This window comes from Exiguobacterium alkaliphilum 12/1 (genome assembly GCF_000714435.1).
Taxonomy (GTDB): domain Bacteria; phylum Bacillota; class Bacilli; order Exiguobacteriales; family Exiguobacteriaceae; genus Exiguobacterium; species Exiguobacterium alkaliphilum.
Genome location: NZ_JJMW01000019.1, coordinates 293,062 through 309,206, shown reverse-complemented (window position 1 = coordinate 309,206; position 16,145 = coordinate 293,062). Strand labels below are relative to the sequence as shown.

The 16,145-nt window shown below is 55.3% G+C and carries 13 protein-coding genes; 3 read left to right on the top strand and 10 right to left on the bottom strand.

Annotated features, from left to right (window positions below):
• Positions 1-66 precede the first annotated feature (66 nt).
• Positions 67-780, top strand: coding sequence for a YebC/PmpR family DNA-binding transcriptional regulator (locus tag RT52_RS04485; RefSeq protein ID WP_034815325.1), 714 nt, complete (start codon positions 67-69; stop codon positions 778-780).
• 143 nt (positions 781-923) lie between these two features.
• Positions 924-2,243, top strand: coding sequence for a Na+/H+ antiporter family protein (locus tag RT52_RS04480; RefSeq protein WP_034804719.1), 1,320 nt, complete (start codon positions 924-926; stop codon positions 2,241-2,243).
• A 146-nt stretch (positions 2,244-2,389) separates the two neighbouring features.
• On the opposite strand, the gene RT52_RS04475 is transcribed toward RT52_RS04480, so the two are convergent.
• From RT52_RS04475 to RT52_RS04450, 6 genes are all read right to left on the bottom strand, one after another.
• Positions 2,390-3,841 carry a glutamate synthase subunit beta gene (locus RT52_RS04475; protein ID WP_034815324.1) on the bottom strand — a complete coding sequence of 484 codons (1,452 nt, stop codon included), beginning with the start codon at positions 3,839-3,841 and terminating at the stop codon, positions 2,390-2,392.
• The gene (gene gltB / locus RT52_RS04470) at positions 3,838-8,274 is read right to left on the bottom strand and encodes a glutamate synthase large subunit (RefSeq protein ID WP_034815323.1); all 4,437 of its coding nucleotides are present in this window, start codon (positions 8,272-8,274) and stop codon (positions 3,838-3,840) included. The genes RT52_RS04475 and gltB overlap by 4 nt, the downstream gene beginning before the upstream one ends.
• 248 nt (positions 8,275-8,522) lie before the next feature.
• On the bottom strand, positions 8,523-9,284 hold the full coding sequence (locus RT52_RS04465) for a V-type ATP synthase subunit I domain-containing protein (protein ID WP_245175461.1): 762 nt from the start codon (positions 9,282-9,284) through the stop codon (positions 8,523-8,525).
• A gap of 108 nt (positions 9,285-9,392) precedes the next feature.
• On the bottom strand, positions 9,393-10,205 hold the full coding sequence (locus RT52_RS04460) for an aldo/keto reductase (RefSeq protein WP_034815320.1): 813 nt from the start codon (positions 10,203-10,205) through the stop codon (positions 9,393-9,395).
• A gap of 64 nt (positions 10,206-10,269) precedes the next feature.
• On the bottom strand, positions 10,270-11,067 hold the full coding sequence (locus RT52_RS04455) for an ABC transporter permease subunit (RefSeq protein WP_034815319.1): 798 nt from the start codon (positions 11,065-11,067) through the stop codon (positions 10,270-10,272).
• The gene (locus RT52_RS04450; protein WP_034804735.1) at positions 11,064-11,939 is read right to left on the bottom strand and encodes an ABC transporter ATP-binding protein; all 876 of its coding nucleotides are present in this window, start codon (positions 11,937-11,939) and stop codon (positions 11,064-11,066) included. Before RT52_RS04450 ends, RT52_RS04455 begins: the two co-directional genes overlap by 4 nt.
• Positions 11,940-12,057: 118 nt before the next feature.
• On the opposite strand from RT52_RS04450, the gene RT52_RS04445 reads away from it, so the two are divergent.
• Positions 12,058-12,618 (top strand): TetR/AcrR family transcriptional regulator, encoded by a 561-nt coding sequence (locus RT52_RS04445; RefSeq protein WP_034804738.1) that lies wholly within the window; start codon positions 12,058-12,060, stop codon positions 12,616-12,618.
• A 41-nt stretch (positions 12,619-12,659) separates the two neighbouring features.
• On the opposite strand, the gene RT52_RS04440 is transcribed toward RT52_RS04445, so the two are convergent.
• From RT52_RS04440 to RT52_RS04425, 4 genes are all read right to left on the bottom strand, one after another.
• Positions 12,660-13,772, bottom strand: coding sequence for an NAD(P)/FAD-dependent oxidoreductase (locus RT52_RS04440; RefSeq protein WP_034815318.1), 1,113 nt, complete (start codon positions 13,770-13,772; stop codon positions 12,660-12,662).
• Between the two features lie 53 nt (positions 13,773-13,825).
• Entirely contained in the window at positions 13,826-14,557 is a 732-nt protein-coding gene (locus RT52_RS04435) for a Bax inhibitor-1/YccA family protein (RefSeq protein ID WP_034804744.1), read from the bottom strand.
• Between the two features lie 22 nt (positions 14,558-14,579).
• Complete coding sequence (locus RT52_RS04430) at positions 14,580-15,104, bottom strand: type 1 glutamine amidotransferase domain-containing protein (RefSeq protein ID WP_034815317.1); 525 nt, start codon at positions 15,102-15,104, stop codon at positions 14,580-14,582.
• A 69-nt stretch (positions 15,105-15,173) separates the two neighbouring features.
• The gene (locus RT52_RS04425; RefSeq protein ID WP_034815316.1) at positions 15,174-16,109 is read right to left on the bottom strand and encodes an NAD(P)-dependent alcohol dehydrogenase; all 936 of its coding nucleotides are present in this window, start codon (positions 16,107-16,109) and stop codon (positions 15,174-15,176) included.
• Positions 16,110-16,145 lie beyond the last annotated feature (36 nt).

The following is a 16,145-nucleotide window of genomic DNA, read 5'->3' as shown; positions in this document are numbered from 1 at the left end:
ATGTCCCGCGCTTCTTATATAATCGACAGTGAATCAATCGAACTATGGAAAGAGAGATGACATGCAATGGGTCGTAAATGGAACAACATCAAAGAGAAAAAGGCGTCAAAAGACGCCAACACGAGCCGGATTTATGCAAAGTTCGGTCGGGAGATCTACATCGTCGCCCGCCAAGGCGAGCCAGATCCTGAACTGAATCAAGCGCTCAAGTTCGTCGTCGAGCGCGCGAAGACGTACAACGTCCCTCGTGCCATCATTGACCGCGCCATCGACAAGGCGAAAGGTGGCGACGAAGAGAACTTTGACGAGTTGCGCTATGAAGGATTCGGTCCGAACGGCTCGATGGTGATCGTCGACACGCTTACGAACAACGTCAACCGGACGGCGTCTGAAGTCCGTGCCGCGTTCGGGAAGAACGGCGGCAATATGGGCGTGAGCGGTTCGGTCGCCTACATGTTCGATGCCACGGCCGTCATCGGCGTCTCTGGCATGAGTGCGGACGACGTGCTCGAACTCATGATGGAACATGACCTTGACGTGCGTGACGTGCTTGAAGAAGAAGACACGGTCATCGTCTATGCTGAGCCGGAAGCGTTCCACGCCGTCCAAACCGCATTCAAATCAGCCGGTATCGACTCGTTCGAAGTCGCCGAACTGACGATGCTCCCACAAAATGAGATCACCCTCGACGATGCGTCGAAAGAGCAGTTCGAGAAGCTCCTTGACGTGCTCGAAGACCTCGAGGACGTGCGCCAGGTATATCACAACGTCGAATTATGACGAGCCAGCGATAACTTTTCGGAGTTATCGCTTTTTTCAACACTTGATTTGACAAGCATGGTCTCATATGTTAAATTTCAAAAGTCTTTATCATATTAAAGTGATAATAAGAGAAAGAGTTTTGGAGAAAGGTGTTGTCTTTTATGAACGCTGTCTTATTAGCAGTCATCGTTTTATTCGCGCTCGCCATCAGTCGCGTGCACATTGTCTTATCGCTCATCTTAGCCGCCATCGTCGGAGGGCTCGTCGGAGGGCTTGGCTTCAACGATACGCTCACCGCGTTTAGCGACGGGCTCGGCGGTGGCGCGTCCATCGCGCTCAGCTACGCGCTCCTCGGTGCGTTCGCCGTCGGTCTCTCGAAGACGGGACTCCCGGACGTCTTGGCCGAACGGTTGATCGCCATGTCCGGTCGTGACGTCACCGGGAAGAACGTCTTGTTCGTCAAGGCGCTCTTGCTGTCGCTCCTCCTTTTACTCGCGATCAGCTCACAAAACGTCTTGCCGATTCACATCGCATTCATCCCAATCGTTGTCCCGCCTTTACTCGTCTTATTTAACGAGTTGAAGCTCGACCGACGCCTCGTGGCGACCATTCTCACGTTCGGACTCGTCACGCCGTACATGCTCTTGCCTGTCGGCTTCGGGGGCATTTATTTGAATGAAATCTTGCTGCCGAACGTCGAGACGAACGGGATGGCCGTCGGCGACGTCAATATTGTCGGCATCATGGCCATCCCGGCTCTCGGTATGGTATTCGGTCTCATCGCCGCCTTCATCCACTATCGGAAGCCGCGCGACTACGAGACGATCGCACTCGGCCCGAAAGATTACGAGTTGCGTCAATTGAGCCCGTTGAAGATCGGATTGACACTCGCTGTCGTTCTCGTCGTCCTCGTCGTCCAGTTGCAGACCGACTCGATGATTGCCTCGGCCGTGACCGGTCTCGTTCTCTTGAGCGTGCTCCGGTTAATTCCTTGGTCTGAAGCCGATGACATCTTCACGAGCGGCATGCGCATGATGGCGTTCATCGGGTTCGTCATGATCGCGGCAAGCGGCTTCGCGGCCGTCATTCGTGAGACAGGGGCGATCGAGCCCCTCGTCAACGGTGCGTCTGGGCTCATGGGCGATTCGCAGTTCCTCGCAGCGCTCGTCATGTTGCTCGTCGGACTCGTCATCACGCTCGGAATCGGCTCGAGTTTCTCGACGATCCCAATCATCGCGGCCATCTTCGTCCCACTGTGCATCCAATACGGCTTCTCGGTCGAGGCGACGATCGCCATCATCGGGACGGCCGGCGCGCTCGGTGACGCCGGTAGTCCGGCGAGCGACTCGACGCTCGGCCCGACGAGCGGCTTGAACGCCGACGGTCAACACGACCACCTCCGCGAGACGGTGTGGCCGACGTTCTTACACTACAACATCCCGCTCATCGTCTTCGGACTGATTGCGGCGATGGTGTTGTAATCACTTTCGATTGCGCCGTGCATAGATCGTCCCGAGTAAGACGAGCACGAGCAAAAACCAAAATCCTGTATACATGAGGATCTCTGTAATCATCGCTTTCCTCCTGTGACAAAAAGATAAGGAGCGACGCTTGGCGTCGCTCCTTTTTATGATGAAGTTTTTAGCTCCGTTTGACAAGTTTCCAAGTAGGCGTCGACCTTTTCTGCCACTTCACGCCCTTCACGGATCGCCCACACGATCAGGCTTTGACCGCGCCGGGCGTCACCGGCGACGAATACGCCGTCAACGTCCGTGACGTAATCACGTTTTGACTCGACCCCGAGTTTTCTCAGTTCCGGCTCTGGTCGCTCGAAGCCGATAGCGACGAGGACGAGATCGGCCGGATACGTCTTCTCTGACCCTTCGACGACGAAGAACGTGGCGTGACCGTCGGGTTTGACGATTTTCTCCATCCGTTCCGTCTCGATGCCGACGACCTTGTCGCCTTCGGTCACAATCTGATTCGAGCGAATCAAGTACGTGCGCGGGTCCGCCTCGTATTGTCCGATTGCCTCGGCGTACGCGTAATCGGTCGACAGCGTATCCGGCTGGAGCGGCCATGGCCGTTCCGGCGACCGGTATAGCCCTTTCTCCGGGTGTTTCCCGAACTGCGTGACCGATGCCGCGCCTTGACGGATGGCCGTCGCGACGCAGTCCGCTCCCGTGTCGCCGCCACCGATGACGATGACATGCTTCCCTTCTGCGTCATGGCGTGGGTCTAAATCTTTTCCGTTCAACTGTTTCGTCGAAGCGGTCAAGTAGTCCATCGCCAGTTCGATTCCTGAAGCGTCGTCCCCGTTGATGCCGAGCGTTCGTTGCTTTTGGGCACCGGTAGCTAAGATGACGGCGTCATACTCGCCCCGGAGCGCCTCGACCGTCACGTCTTCCCCGACGTTGACGCCTGTCTTGAATCGAATCCCTTCCGCCTCGAGCAAGTCGACGCGACGTCGGACAACGCCTTTGTCGAGCTTCATGTTCGGGATGCCGTAATACAAGAGGCCGCCGATTTCATCGGCTTTCTCGAGCACGGTGACCGTATGGCCGAGCTGGTTCAACTGGTCGGCCGCAGCGAGACCGGCCGGACCGCTCCCGATGATGGCGACGCGATACCCGGTACGCTGACGCACGTGACGAGGCTTGACCCATCCTTGTTCGAAGGCGCGGTCGATAATCGTCCGTTCGATTGACTTGATCGCAACCGGGTCTTCACTGATGCCGAGCGTACACGACCCTTCACAAGGCGCCGGACAGACCCGACCCGTGAACTCCGGGAAGTTGTTCGTCTCCATCAAGCGCTCGTAAGCACGGAAGAAATCCTGGTCGCTCACGAGTCTGTTCCATTCCGGGATCAAGTTGTGAATCGGGCAGCCGATCGTCTCTTGGCCAATCAGATCGCCGACATGACAAAACGGTGTGCCGCAGTCCATACAACGCTCGGCTTGCTTGACGATCGGACCGTCTTCCATCCGTGACGCATATTCCCCATAATCGTGAATCCGGTCCTTGACACCCCGTTCTGGGAGTGTCTCACGCGGAATGCTTAAAAAGTTGTGTCTCATACTGCCCCTCCTTCTGTGACGACTCGGAACAGTTCTAATGCCCGGTCGGCCTCGCTCAATTCAGGTCGCGTCATTTCGAGCTGACGCATCACATCGAGGACGTTCGCATAATCTCTCGGCACGACTTTGACGAAACGGCTCAGCTCGTTCTCAAACGAGTCGAGAATCAACCGCGCCTTGACACTGTCGGTGTGGAACTGATGAAGCTCGAGCAGCGAATAAATTTCTTCGGCGTCTTGATCCGTCAACGAGTCGACCGCCACGAGTTCGTGGTTGACGAGCTCGTCGTAGTCTTGATCGCCATACAAATAGGCGACCCCGCCCGACATACCGGCTCCAAAGTTGCGGCCGACCTGACCGAGGACGACGACCGTCCCCCCGGTCATGTATTCGCAACCGTGGTCACCGACCCCTTCCGTGACCGCGACGGCGCCAGAGTTACGGACGGCGAAGCGTTCACCGGCATGACCGTTGAAGAACGCCATCCCGCTCGTCGCCCCGTACAGGCAGACGTTCCCGGCGATGACTTGCTCGCTCTCGTCAAACGGGGCATGCTTTTCAGCGATGAGGGCGATTTTTCCGCCGCTCAACCCTTTGCCGACGTAGTCGTTCGCGTCACCGATGACCGAGATGGTGATTCCTTTCGGCAAGAACGCGCCGAGGCTCTGCCCGGCCGACCCGCTCAAGCGAATCGATATCGTGTCCTCGGCCAGTACGACGTTCCCGTGCACCCGCGTCAGTTCCGAGCCGAGCATCGTCCCGACGGCCCGGTCCGTATTTCGGATTCGGCCGACGAAGAACGTCGGTTGGCCCGATTTGATGGAACGTGACACGGCCGGCATCAATTTTCGGTGGTCATACGATTTGAACGCCGGATGCGGCAGCTCTTCCTTCTCCGGAAGCGGCGTCGGCATGGCGATCATCGGGTGTAAGTCGAGCGATGACGCTTTCGCATGCGTTTGTTTCCATTCGCTCTCTTCGAGAAGATCCGTCCGCCCGATCACTTCATCGAGCGTGCGCGCGCCGAGCGACGCCAAAATCTCGCGGACGTCTTCGGCGAGGAACGTCATCAAGTTGACGACATGTTCTGGTTTCCCCATGAACTTCGCACGGAGGGCCGGGTCTTGCGTCGCGACACCGACCGGGCACGTGTCCAAGTGACAAGCACGCATCATGATGCAACCGAGGACGACGAGCGGAGCCGTCGCGAACGCATACTCCTCAGCGCCGAAGATGGCAGCGAGCACGATGTCGCGACCGGTCATGAGCTTCCCATCCGTCTCAAGGGTGACGCGGCCACGGAGCCCGTTCAAGGCGAGGGTCTGGTGCGTCTCAAGGAGGCCAAGCTCCCACGGGAGACCGGTATGTTTAATCGACGTCCGTGGCGAAGCGCCCGTACCGCCGTCATAGCCTGAAATGACGATCGTATCGGCGTTTGCCTTGGCGACACCGGCCGCAATCGTGCCGACACCCGATTTTGAGACGAGCTTGACGCTAATCTTCGCGTTCGGGTTGACGTGCTTCAAGTCGAAGATGAGTTGCGCCAAATCTTCGATCGAGTAGATGTCATGGTGCGGGGGTGGCGAGATGAGACCGACCCCAGGAACGGAGCCGCGGACCTCGGCCACCCATGGGTACACTTTGTTGCCTGGGAGTTGACCGCCTTCGCCGGGTTTGGCGCCTTGGGCCATCTTGATTTGAATCTCATCGGCGTGATACAGGTACTCGGCCGTTACACCGAAACGGCCGCTCGCCACTTGCTTGATGCGACTGACTCGTTCCGACCCATCCTCATCCGGGACGAACCGGTTGCGGTCCTCGCCGCCTTCACCCGAGTTACTCTTTGCCCCGATTCGGTTCATCGCGATGGCGAGCGTCTCATGCGCTTCCTTCGACAAGGAACCGAACGACATCGCCCCGGTCTTGAACCGACTGACGATAGAGGCGACCGATTCGACTTCTTCGAGCGGGACGGGTTGTCGCTCCGTGAAGCTGAACAACTGTCTTAAGAACTGCCCGGAAGACTCATGGAGACGGACGTATGCATCATAGTAACGTCGTTCATTCTCACGGCAGGCACGCTGCAGCAAGTGAATCGTCTTCGGGTTGAACGCATGCTCTTCCCCGTCGGCGCGCCACTGGAAGTCAGCCCCTGCGTCGAGTGGGCGGTCCCGGTCATAGGCCGCCACGTGTTGTGCCCGGCCTTCTGCTTCGATTGCCTCAAACCCGATTCCCGACAGTTGTGACGTCGTTCCCCGGAAATGCGTCTCCACAAGGTCCCGGTCTAACCCGACCGCTTCAAAGATTTGGGCCCCGCGATAACTTTGTACGGTCGAGATCCCCATCTTCGACATGACTTTCACGATTCCGTCGACGGTGGCCGCTTGATAACGACGCACCGCTTCATCGAATGAGTGGCTGAGTTGGTTCGAACGGATTGCTTCGTCAATCGTCGCGTAGGCGAGATAAGGATAGACCGCGTCCGCGCCATAACCGATCAGTGCTGCCGCTTGATGGACTTCACGTAACTCGCCGCTCTCGCTGACGAGGCTACAGGACGCCCGTAAGTTCGAACGGATGAGTCGTTGATGGACGGCGCTCATGACGAGGAGCGCCGGCATGGCGATTCGCTCGGCGTTCGTACCGCGGTCCGATAAGACGATGACTTCCGCACCATCCCGGACTTTGGCCTCGACGCGCTCGAATAACGCTTCCAAGGACGCCTCTAAACCGCTCGCATACGTCGCATCGACACGGCTCACGCGCAGCTCTTTCTCGATGCCGACAAGCCGGGACGCATCTAAAATCGGATGTGCGAGCCAGACGCGGCGGGCGTGGCCACGGCCGGTATGGACCGGGTTTGATTGCGGGCCAAGCCATGTGAACGTCGCGGTCACGATTTTTTCCCGCAGGGCGTCAATCGGCGGGTTCGTCACTTGCGCAAAGTGTTGTTTGAAATAGTGGAACAACGAGCGCGACCGCTCAGACAGGACAGCGACAGGTTGGTCATGTCCCATCGACCCGATTGGATCCTTCTTTTCATTGATGAGCGGTACCATATACTGCTCGATGTCTTCTTTCGTATAGCCGAAGGCACGTTGTTTGCGCTGCAAATCGTCGACAGGAGGCTCGATGACAGCCCCGTCCTCGATCGTCTTCATCTGTTTCAACCATTTTCCGTACGGTTCGGCGCGGGCGATCGTCTGTTTGATTTCCGCGTCCGGGATGAGTCGTTTCGATTCCAAGTCAATCAAGAGCAGTTGGCCAGGGCGGAGCCGTTCTTTCTTGACCACGTTTTCGGCTTGAACCGGGATGACGCCGCTCTCGGATGACAAAATCAACTCGCCGTCTGCCGTCTCGATGTAGCGCATCGGCCGGAGCCCGTTCCGATCGAGGATGGCGCCGATTTGCCGGCCGTCCGTGAACACGACCCCGGTCGGGCCGTCCCATGGCTCCATGATTGACGAGTGATATTGATAAAAGTCGCGTTTGTAGCGATCGATCGTGCCTTCGATGAACGGCTCCGGGATGAGCATCATCGCCGTGTGGGCGATTGAACGTCCCGTCCGTGTGAAGAACTCGAACGCGTTGTCGAGCATCGACGAGTCGCTCCCTTCTTCTTGCAGAACCGGGAATAGTCGCTCGACGTTCTCGTACAGGTCGGTCTCCGTCACCCCTTCTCGGGCGCGCATCGCATCGATGTTGCCGCGTAACGTGTTGATCTCACCGTTATGGACGATCATCCGGTTCGGGTGCGCCCGTTCCCACGACGGGAACGTGTTCGTCGAGAAACGCGAGTGGACGATGCCGAACGCGCTCTTATAGAACGGTGACTGTAAATCGAGGTAGAACCTTTCGATTTGTTCCGGTGTGAGCATCCCTTTATAGACGATCGTCTTCGTCGAGAAGCTCGGCATATATAAATTTAACGTCTCGGTTTTTTCGATGCTGCGGCGTAGCTCGTAAAGCGTTCGCTCATTCGTCTCATAATCCAAAAACGGACAGGCGACGAACCACTGATATATCGTCGGCTGGGTCGTGCGTGCATGCTCACCGATCGCGAGCGGGTCGACGGGCACTTCACGCCAGGCGATTGTCGCGACATCGAGGTCTTCGGCGAGACGCTCCATCTGTTGTTGCTTCTCACTGAGCGCCGTCTCCTCCGGTTGGAAGAAAACCATCCCGACCGCGTAAAGTCCCGGTGCTGGCAAATTCATCGTCTGCAAGAACAACTCATGTGGAATCTCCGTCATGATGCCGGCACCGTCTCCGGCGTCGATGACCCCTTGCCCCCCGCGGTGCTCAAGTCGACATAGCATCGACAACGACCGACTGACAATCTCGTGTTTCTTCTCTCCATTCAGGTTGACGTATAGGCCGATGCCGCAAGCGTCTTTCTCGAATCGTGAATCGTATAAACTCGTCCGTTTCATCGAATCAACCCCTCTCTCTCGTACTGTTTCGTAAGTTTTATTTTGTTCTAAATATTCTGAAAAATCAAGAGAGATGTATACATTTTTGCATAATACCATCTCGATGTATTGAAGATGTAAGCGTATTCAATAGCTTTACCAAGCTTTTTCCGAAAACAACTTATAATAAATAAAGAATATTTATCCACTATATATATTAACTAACGAGTTCTTTTGACCACAAAAAAAGACGTCTTGCAGACGTCTTCCTAAACCGTTTTCCCTGTATGATGTAAGAACCCGCGTGGCCGTTTCCAAATAATCAAGCCGACATAACCGAGCGCGAGTAGGATGAGCGCGCTGACGAGGACGACGTAGAGCGTCGCGTTCTCGATTCGGGCAAAGATGGCGATATAAGCCCAAACGAACACGAGCGGATAGATGAAGTCACGGTGCCACCACATGAATACGAGGGCAAGGACGACGCCGACCATGAGCATGAGAGACGTCCAGGCCAGTTCATCGAGACCGAGCACCGTCGTGATGCGCTCGGTCTTCATGACGACGAACACGTTGACAATCGTCGCGACCGAGACCCACCCGATATAGAGCGAGAACGGAAGACGATCGAACCAGCTCGTCGATGTCCGAAAAGCGACATGGTACAGCCAAGCGAGCGTTCCTAAGAACAAGACCATGACGACGAGCGAAGCGATGAACCATTCGTTCGTGAACGTCAAGAGCCAAAGTCCGTTCAAGATACAAGAGACGAGAAAGCCCGCCTTCATCCGATTCGCCTGCCGGTTCGCGACCGACCCTTTCTTCAGTTGCAACACAAGCCAGACGGCGAGTCCGAGATAAATGAGTCCCCAAATCGAGAACGCGTATCCGGCCGGTTTGAAGAAAATATCAATTCGGTCCGACACGGCCGCATTGTCTCCGCTCGCGAAATAGTTGATGACGACGGTCGCCAAAAATGCCAACCAGTTGACCAATGGCCATTTTGATAAGTCCATATGCGCGATCTTCAAATGAAGATCTGCCACCTCCTTTTTCAACATAGTAATGTATACCCATGTGACTCCGCTCATACACAATCGAAAACGAAAAAAGAGACCCAGCGCTGGGTCTCAATGTGTTCAAAAATCGATGTGGTCCGGGTCTGGTCCGAGTCGCTCGTGTGTCGCCACGGTATCTAATTTCGCCATGTCGTCTGCATCCAGTTCAAAGTCGAAGACGTCAAAGTTTTCTTGGATACGATGTGGCGTGACCGACTTCGGAAGCGCGACGTTCCCTGTGTCGAGATGCCAACGTAACACGACTTGTGCCGGTGTTTTCCCATGCTTCTCAGCAATCTCGGCGAAGGCTGGGATGTCGAGGAATTTCCCTTGCATGAGTGGGCTCCACGCCTCGATTTGAATCCCTTCATCTTGGCAATATTCGACGAGGTCTGGTTGCGGCAACTGTGGATGCAACTCGACTTGGTTGATGAGCGGCGTCATCAGACCGGCCTCTTTCAAAGCCTCGAGATGATGCTCTTTGAAGTTCGAGACACCGATCGCTTTGATTTTTCCGGCTTCATATAATTCAATCAACGCTTCCCACGCTTCGACGAACCCGTCGACTGGCCAATGGAGTAAACATAAATCCAAATAGTCCGTCTCGAGTCGAATGAGTGATTCTTCAAACGCCTCTTTCGTCCGGCCTTGGCGGATCTCCTCGTTCCAAATCTTCGATGTCAAAAAGATATCGCTACGATTGACGCCGGATGCGTGAATCCCTTTGGCGACCCCTTCTTCGTTCTTATAGACGGCAGCCGTATCGATATGACGATACCCGACCTTAAGTGCCTCAGCGACCGCGTCAGGCGCCTCTGTCTCATTGTCGACTTGCCAGACACCGAATCCGATCATCGGGATTTGAACCCCGTTGCGTAACGTTACGAATTGCATACACTCATTCCCCTTTCAGCTGTTCGAGCTGATTGTATCATACCCGAGAACTTATTCCGAAAAACTAAATCGTCAAATCTTTTCGAGTGAATCGCGCATAACAGGCGACAACCGCCAACGCAAGCAGACCGACCAGGACAAGGAACGACAACGTCGGGACATCACCTTGCAGTTGTGCGTTAGCATCGAACAAACTGAAGACAGACAGGCGTTCGAGCCATGCGAACGTATCGCTGAACCCGGAGAAGATGTTGGCGATTAAAAACAGGGCGAACAACCCGCCGGTCACCATATACGAGCGACTGCTGTCGTCGAACAGGCTCGCGATGACGAACGCAATCGCACCGAGGACGAATAACAATAGCCCCGCATTCAACTGTAACGTCCACATGACACCATAATCGATTCCGAGATCAAACAAGAGATCGGCAACTGTGAGGCTGAGGCCGTTTGCCGCGACGAACAAGACGGTCGCAAACAACAACACGACGAGGCTCGCTGTGACGTAGGCGCTCCGGGAAATCGGTGCCGCCAAATACAACATGACCTCACCCGAATCGACCGGTTTCGCCATGAGGCGTGAGGCAAACGTCAAGGCGAACAAGATGGCGAGCACATAGAAGATGAGGCCATAGTAGTTTCCGGCGAGTAAGTTGACGACGTTGTCCATCGCGATGCTCGGATCGATTTTAAATACCTCGAGCAGTTCCGGCGGCAACGAATCAAGTTTCCCTTCGATGAGGCCGGTCTCTTGAATCGACGGGAAGACGGCCGCTAAAAAGAACAGATAGAGGCTCGTCCCGAACGCGTACCCGAAAATCCAGCTCCGATTCTGCTTGAATAACGAATGGACTAACGTCATGACGTCACCTCCCCATAATATTCCATGAACATATGCTCGAGCTCGTCGGCACCGCTTGTGAGCGACTCCACCTCGAACGATGTCAACGTCGCGATCAATGCGTTCAACTCATCCGATGTTGAGACGGTGACGGTGACGGTACGCCCGTCACGAATCCCGACCTTGTCCGCTAGCGCCTGCGCCTCGACTTCACTTTTCAGACCGATTTGGTACGCTTTCACGCTCCGTCGCTTCAGTTCATCTATATCGGCCTCGATGATGATCCGGCCGTCTCGAATGAGCGCCGCCCGGTCACACGTCTTCTCCATTTCCGGAAAGTGATGTGAGCTCATCAAGATCGCCTTCCCGGCTGCCTTCTCAGCGAGTACCCATTCAATCAGTCGCTCTTGCATGAGCGGGTCAAGCCCGCTCGTCGGCTCGTCGAGTACGTAGACCGGGACGTCTTTCATAAAACAAGTGACGATCCCGAGCTTTTGTTTCATCCCTTTTGACATCTTGCGGACTTTCAACGACGTGTCGAAAGGGAAAATCGTGCGGAGACGATCCTCTCGTTCTCTGCTGGTACGATGTAACCGGCTCGTCAAACGAATGATTTCTTCACCCGTCATGTCCTGTGGGTAATTGATTTCGCCAGGTAAATAGCCGACCGATGCCTTCACCTGTTCACTCTCACGCCAGCAATCATGCCCCATGACACTCGCTTTGCCGGAATCCGCATGAAGTAACCCCATCAAATGGCGAATCGTCGTCGACTTGCCGGCCCCGTTCGGTCCGATAAAGCCAAAGACAGAGCCCGGTTCAACGCGCAGCGTCACGTCGAAAATACCATGAATGGCATCGAACCGCTTTGTCAAGCGATCAATCTGTATCATCATCCTGCCTCCTTTTTGAAATATAATCAATTTTTCATTACAAAACTAGTATATCACGTTCTTTTTTGAAATGGAAATGGTATATTGATTACAAAACAAGCGAATAGGAGGTTGTGCCATGGACGGTTTCACGAAGCGCACCGAGGAGAAGCGAGAGGCGATCCTCACGGCCGCTAAAACGTTAATGCAACAAAAACAGTCGCGTTTCACCATAAACGAGCTCGCCCGTGCCGCCTCGGTGTCCCCGGTCTCAATCTACAACTACTTCGGGTCCAAAGAACAAGTCATCTTGCTCGTGCTCACCCGCCTGACCGAGCGTGAGATGGATTGGATTGAACACGAAATCGAGCGCGACGCTCCGTTTGACACGTTGCTGCTCGACATTTTGAAACGAAAGATCGAGTCGGCCGTACTTTTCGATGACGCCGTATTGGCGACTGTCACGTCGGACCCCTCTTGGCATGAACTCGCGGCGCGTGGCTATGCCGCGTTCCGTCAGCTCATCGAGTACGGGAAGATGAGTGGAGCCATCGATTCGAATATATCGACCGACGCTTATCTTCGTTACGTTCAACTGATGCAGCAGGCGATTTTGTCGGACCCGGAGCTGTCGATGACACAGATGACCGAGACGATGCATGAATACTTTCACTTTTTTCTCCACGGTATTCTCAAATGACGAAAAGACGCTCCCCATACCAGCTGAGGAGCGTCTTTCATTCAATCGATTGGAAACACCGTCTCACCAATCGGGTAAAGCGACATGTCGAGCTCACAGTCCCCTGTCAGGACAAGGTCAGCGAGCACTTTGCCGATGAACGGTCCGACCGTCAGACCCGAAGAGCCGAGTCCGTTCGCGACGACCAACTGTTCCGCTCCAGGGAGTCGACCGAGCACCGGAATCGAATTCGGCGTGACGGGACGCAATCCGACCCGCGTCTCGACGAGCTCTGCTTCAGCGAGGCCCGGGGCCGATTCAAGTCCTTTCGCGAGCACTTCGTGAACGCCGACGGCTGTCGGTCGGACGTCAAAGCCCTTCTCTTTCTCATGCGTCGAGCCGATGACGACCTTGCCGTCTTCGAACCCGAGCAAGTAACGTCGACGTGGCGGCATCGCGACAGGCCAGTCGGACGTATCCGTGTCCGGTAGCTTCACGTGGACGATTTGCGCTTTTTCCGGCTTGACACTCGTCGTGTAGCCGATCGGCTCGAGCAATTCCTTCAGCCACGCCCCGCAGGCGAGAATGATTTCATCCGCCTCATAACGCACCCCGTCGCATAAGACGTGATAACCGTCTCCTTTGACGAGTTGCGCCGACCCGTTGACGACGTTTACCCCGCGCTTGATGGCGACGCGCTCGAGCGCGGACCGGATTCGCTCCCCATCGACACGCGCCCCACCTTCGACGAGAAGCGCCTCATAGTCTTCGGATAGTGGAGGGAAGAGCGAACGTGCCGCTTCGACCGACAATCGTGTCAACTTCCCGATTTCGGGGGCATCTTCCCGCCGGACTTTCGTCCGTTCAAGCATTTCGTTCAGCTTTTTATCTTCATGTAAGGCGAGCGTCCCGACCCGTTTGTAGCCGGTATCCGTCTCGCCCGCCTGCAGCAACGCATCGACGACTTCCTTGTAATAGCGTGCCCCGCCTTTTGCCAAGGCATACCACGCTTTATTTCGGCGTTGCGCGATCCACGGACAGACGATACCCGCCGCCGCGTCGGTTGCCCGACCGGCGTCTTTCCGGTCGATGACCGTCACGTCTGCTTTTCCGGCCAAATGATACGCAGCCGAGATTCCGACGATGCCGGAACCGATAATGACTATTTTTTTCATGTCGATTCGTTCCTTTCTTCCTGAAAAAATCACCGGCCAAATGGCCGATGATTTTAGTCCCGATTTGCCAGGCGATACAACAAGTCGAGCAATTCGATATAGAGCCAGATGAGCGTCACAATCAATCCAAACGCCGCGACCCACTCGAGATGCTTCGGTGCCCGCGCTTCGACTTGACGAGCGATAAAATCGAAGTCGAGAACGAGCGCGAGCGAGGCGATGATGACAATCACGAACTGGACACCGATCGCGAGCGGCGAAGAGCCGGTCATGAACGGGAGCCCGGTCCCGAAGAAACTCATCCCGATTTGGAAGAGATACAATAGCATGACCGTGAAAATGGCGGCCATGATGCCGGCGCGGAACTTTTGCGTCACTTTGACAAGTCCGGTCGAATAGACGAACCACATCGCGAATGCGACGATAAACGTCGTCATGACGGCACGACCGACGATTCCCGGCGCCATCGATTCGAAAAAGTACGAGACCGTTCCGACGAAGACCCCTTGGATGATCCCGTAAAGCGGTGCGACGACAGGTGCCGTATTCGGTTTGAACGTGATGACGAGCGCAAGCACCAAGCCGAGTACGGCTGACCCGATCATGAGCGGGAAGAGAAGTCCTTCCCCAATCGTCGGCACGAGCGTCCACATGACGCCAGCCGAAGCGGTGACGAGCATGAGCAGCGTGAAAATTTTAGACCACGTGCCGGCCTTTGTCATCGGCGCGGTCGCGTAAGCGGTGGATTCCATTGATTTGCGAAGAATTGGATTAGATTTAAGCAACGTTCATAAGCTCCTTTGTTTGTTAGCGCTGTGCCATGACATCGACGAAAGCGCGCATATAGTCTGGAAGATCAGGTGGGCGACGACTTGAGACGATATGTCCGTCCACGACGACTGGCTCATCATGCCAAATCGCTCCGGCGTTCTCCATGTCGTCTTTAATGCCCGGCGTACTCGTGACGTTGACACCTTCTAAAATATTCGCCGAGATTAAAACCCAGCCCGCGTGGCAGATTTGACCGATTGGACGTTTCTCTTCGTGCATATAACGGACGAAACCTTTCACCGAGTCGAAGCGACGCAACAAGTCTGGCGACCAGCCACCAGGCACGAGAATCGCATCGAACGACGTGATATCGACGTCTTCAAATGCCACATCCGACTTGGCCGGGACCCCGTACTTTCCTGTGTAGACGTGCGCCCCTTTCTCGCCGGCGAGGATGACGTTTGCGCCCTCTTCACGTAGGCGATGGACCGGATACCACAACTCCAAGTCTTCGAAGTCGTCACTGACAATCTGCAAGACGTTCTTACCTTGTAATTTCATCGAATCCCTCCCTTTCATTTCCTTCACAAGTATACCCTAAAAGCTACGCCGCGAAAACAAAACGATTGGTTAGTCTGACGTCAATTCATTCGGCCGCACGACGCTCACGATGACGTTCCCGACCTTCCCACCCGCATCGACGTAACGATGGGCCGAGACGATTTCCTCAATCGGATAGATCGAGTCAATGACCGCTTTTATGTGCCCTTCGTCGAACAGCTCGTTCAAGAAAGTCAGGTCGTCTTTCCGTTCACTCGAGACGCCTTGACCGGCGACGGAACGAAACTTCCCGCCCGCTCTGACGTGCTTCCGAGCGATCCGCTTATCGATTTTTCCGGCCGCATCGAACACGGCATCATACGTGAGTAGCCTGCTGTCGTATCCTTCCGTCTTATAATCAATCAAAACGTCAGCACCTAACCGTTTCACGAGTTCGAAGTTTCGCATTTGACAGACTGCCGTCACGTGAGCCCCGAAGTGTTTGGCGATTTGGACGGCCATCGACCCGACTGCTCCCGATGCCCCATAAATCAATACGGTCTCCGCTTGTTCGATGTTCACCTTGCGTAAAAAATGGAGGGCGGTCGTTCCACCGAACGGCAGGCTCGCCGCTTCCTCATAACTTGCATGTCGTGGCATGTGTTCCACACATTTATGCGCTTTAATACACGCATATTCCGCGTAGCCCCCGAATCGCATTCCCGTCAGCGCATAGACCCGGTCCCCTGCCTTGAACGTGTTGACACGTGTTCCCGTCTCGACGACTTCGCCTGCCAAGACGACACCTAAAATCGGTTGACGCGGTGCTTTGAGTCCGACGGCAATCAGCATCGGAAGTTTGCCAGCGGTCGGGACGTCGAGCGCCCGGAGCCGACGGTCGCCTGAATGGACGGCTGTCGCATGGACTCGAATCAATAGTTCATCGGTCTTCGGAACAGGCTCGTCCACTTCATGAAGCTCGAGCACATCTGGGGGGCCGTACGCGGTACAGATGACTGCTTTCATCTTATCCCTCCTCATGAATCTGAGTCAGCGAAATCG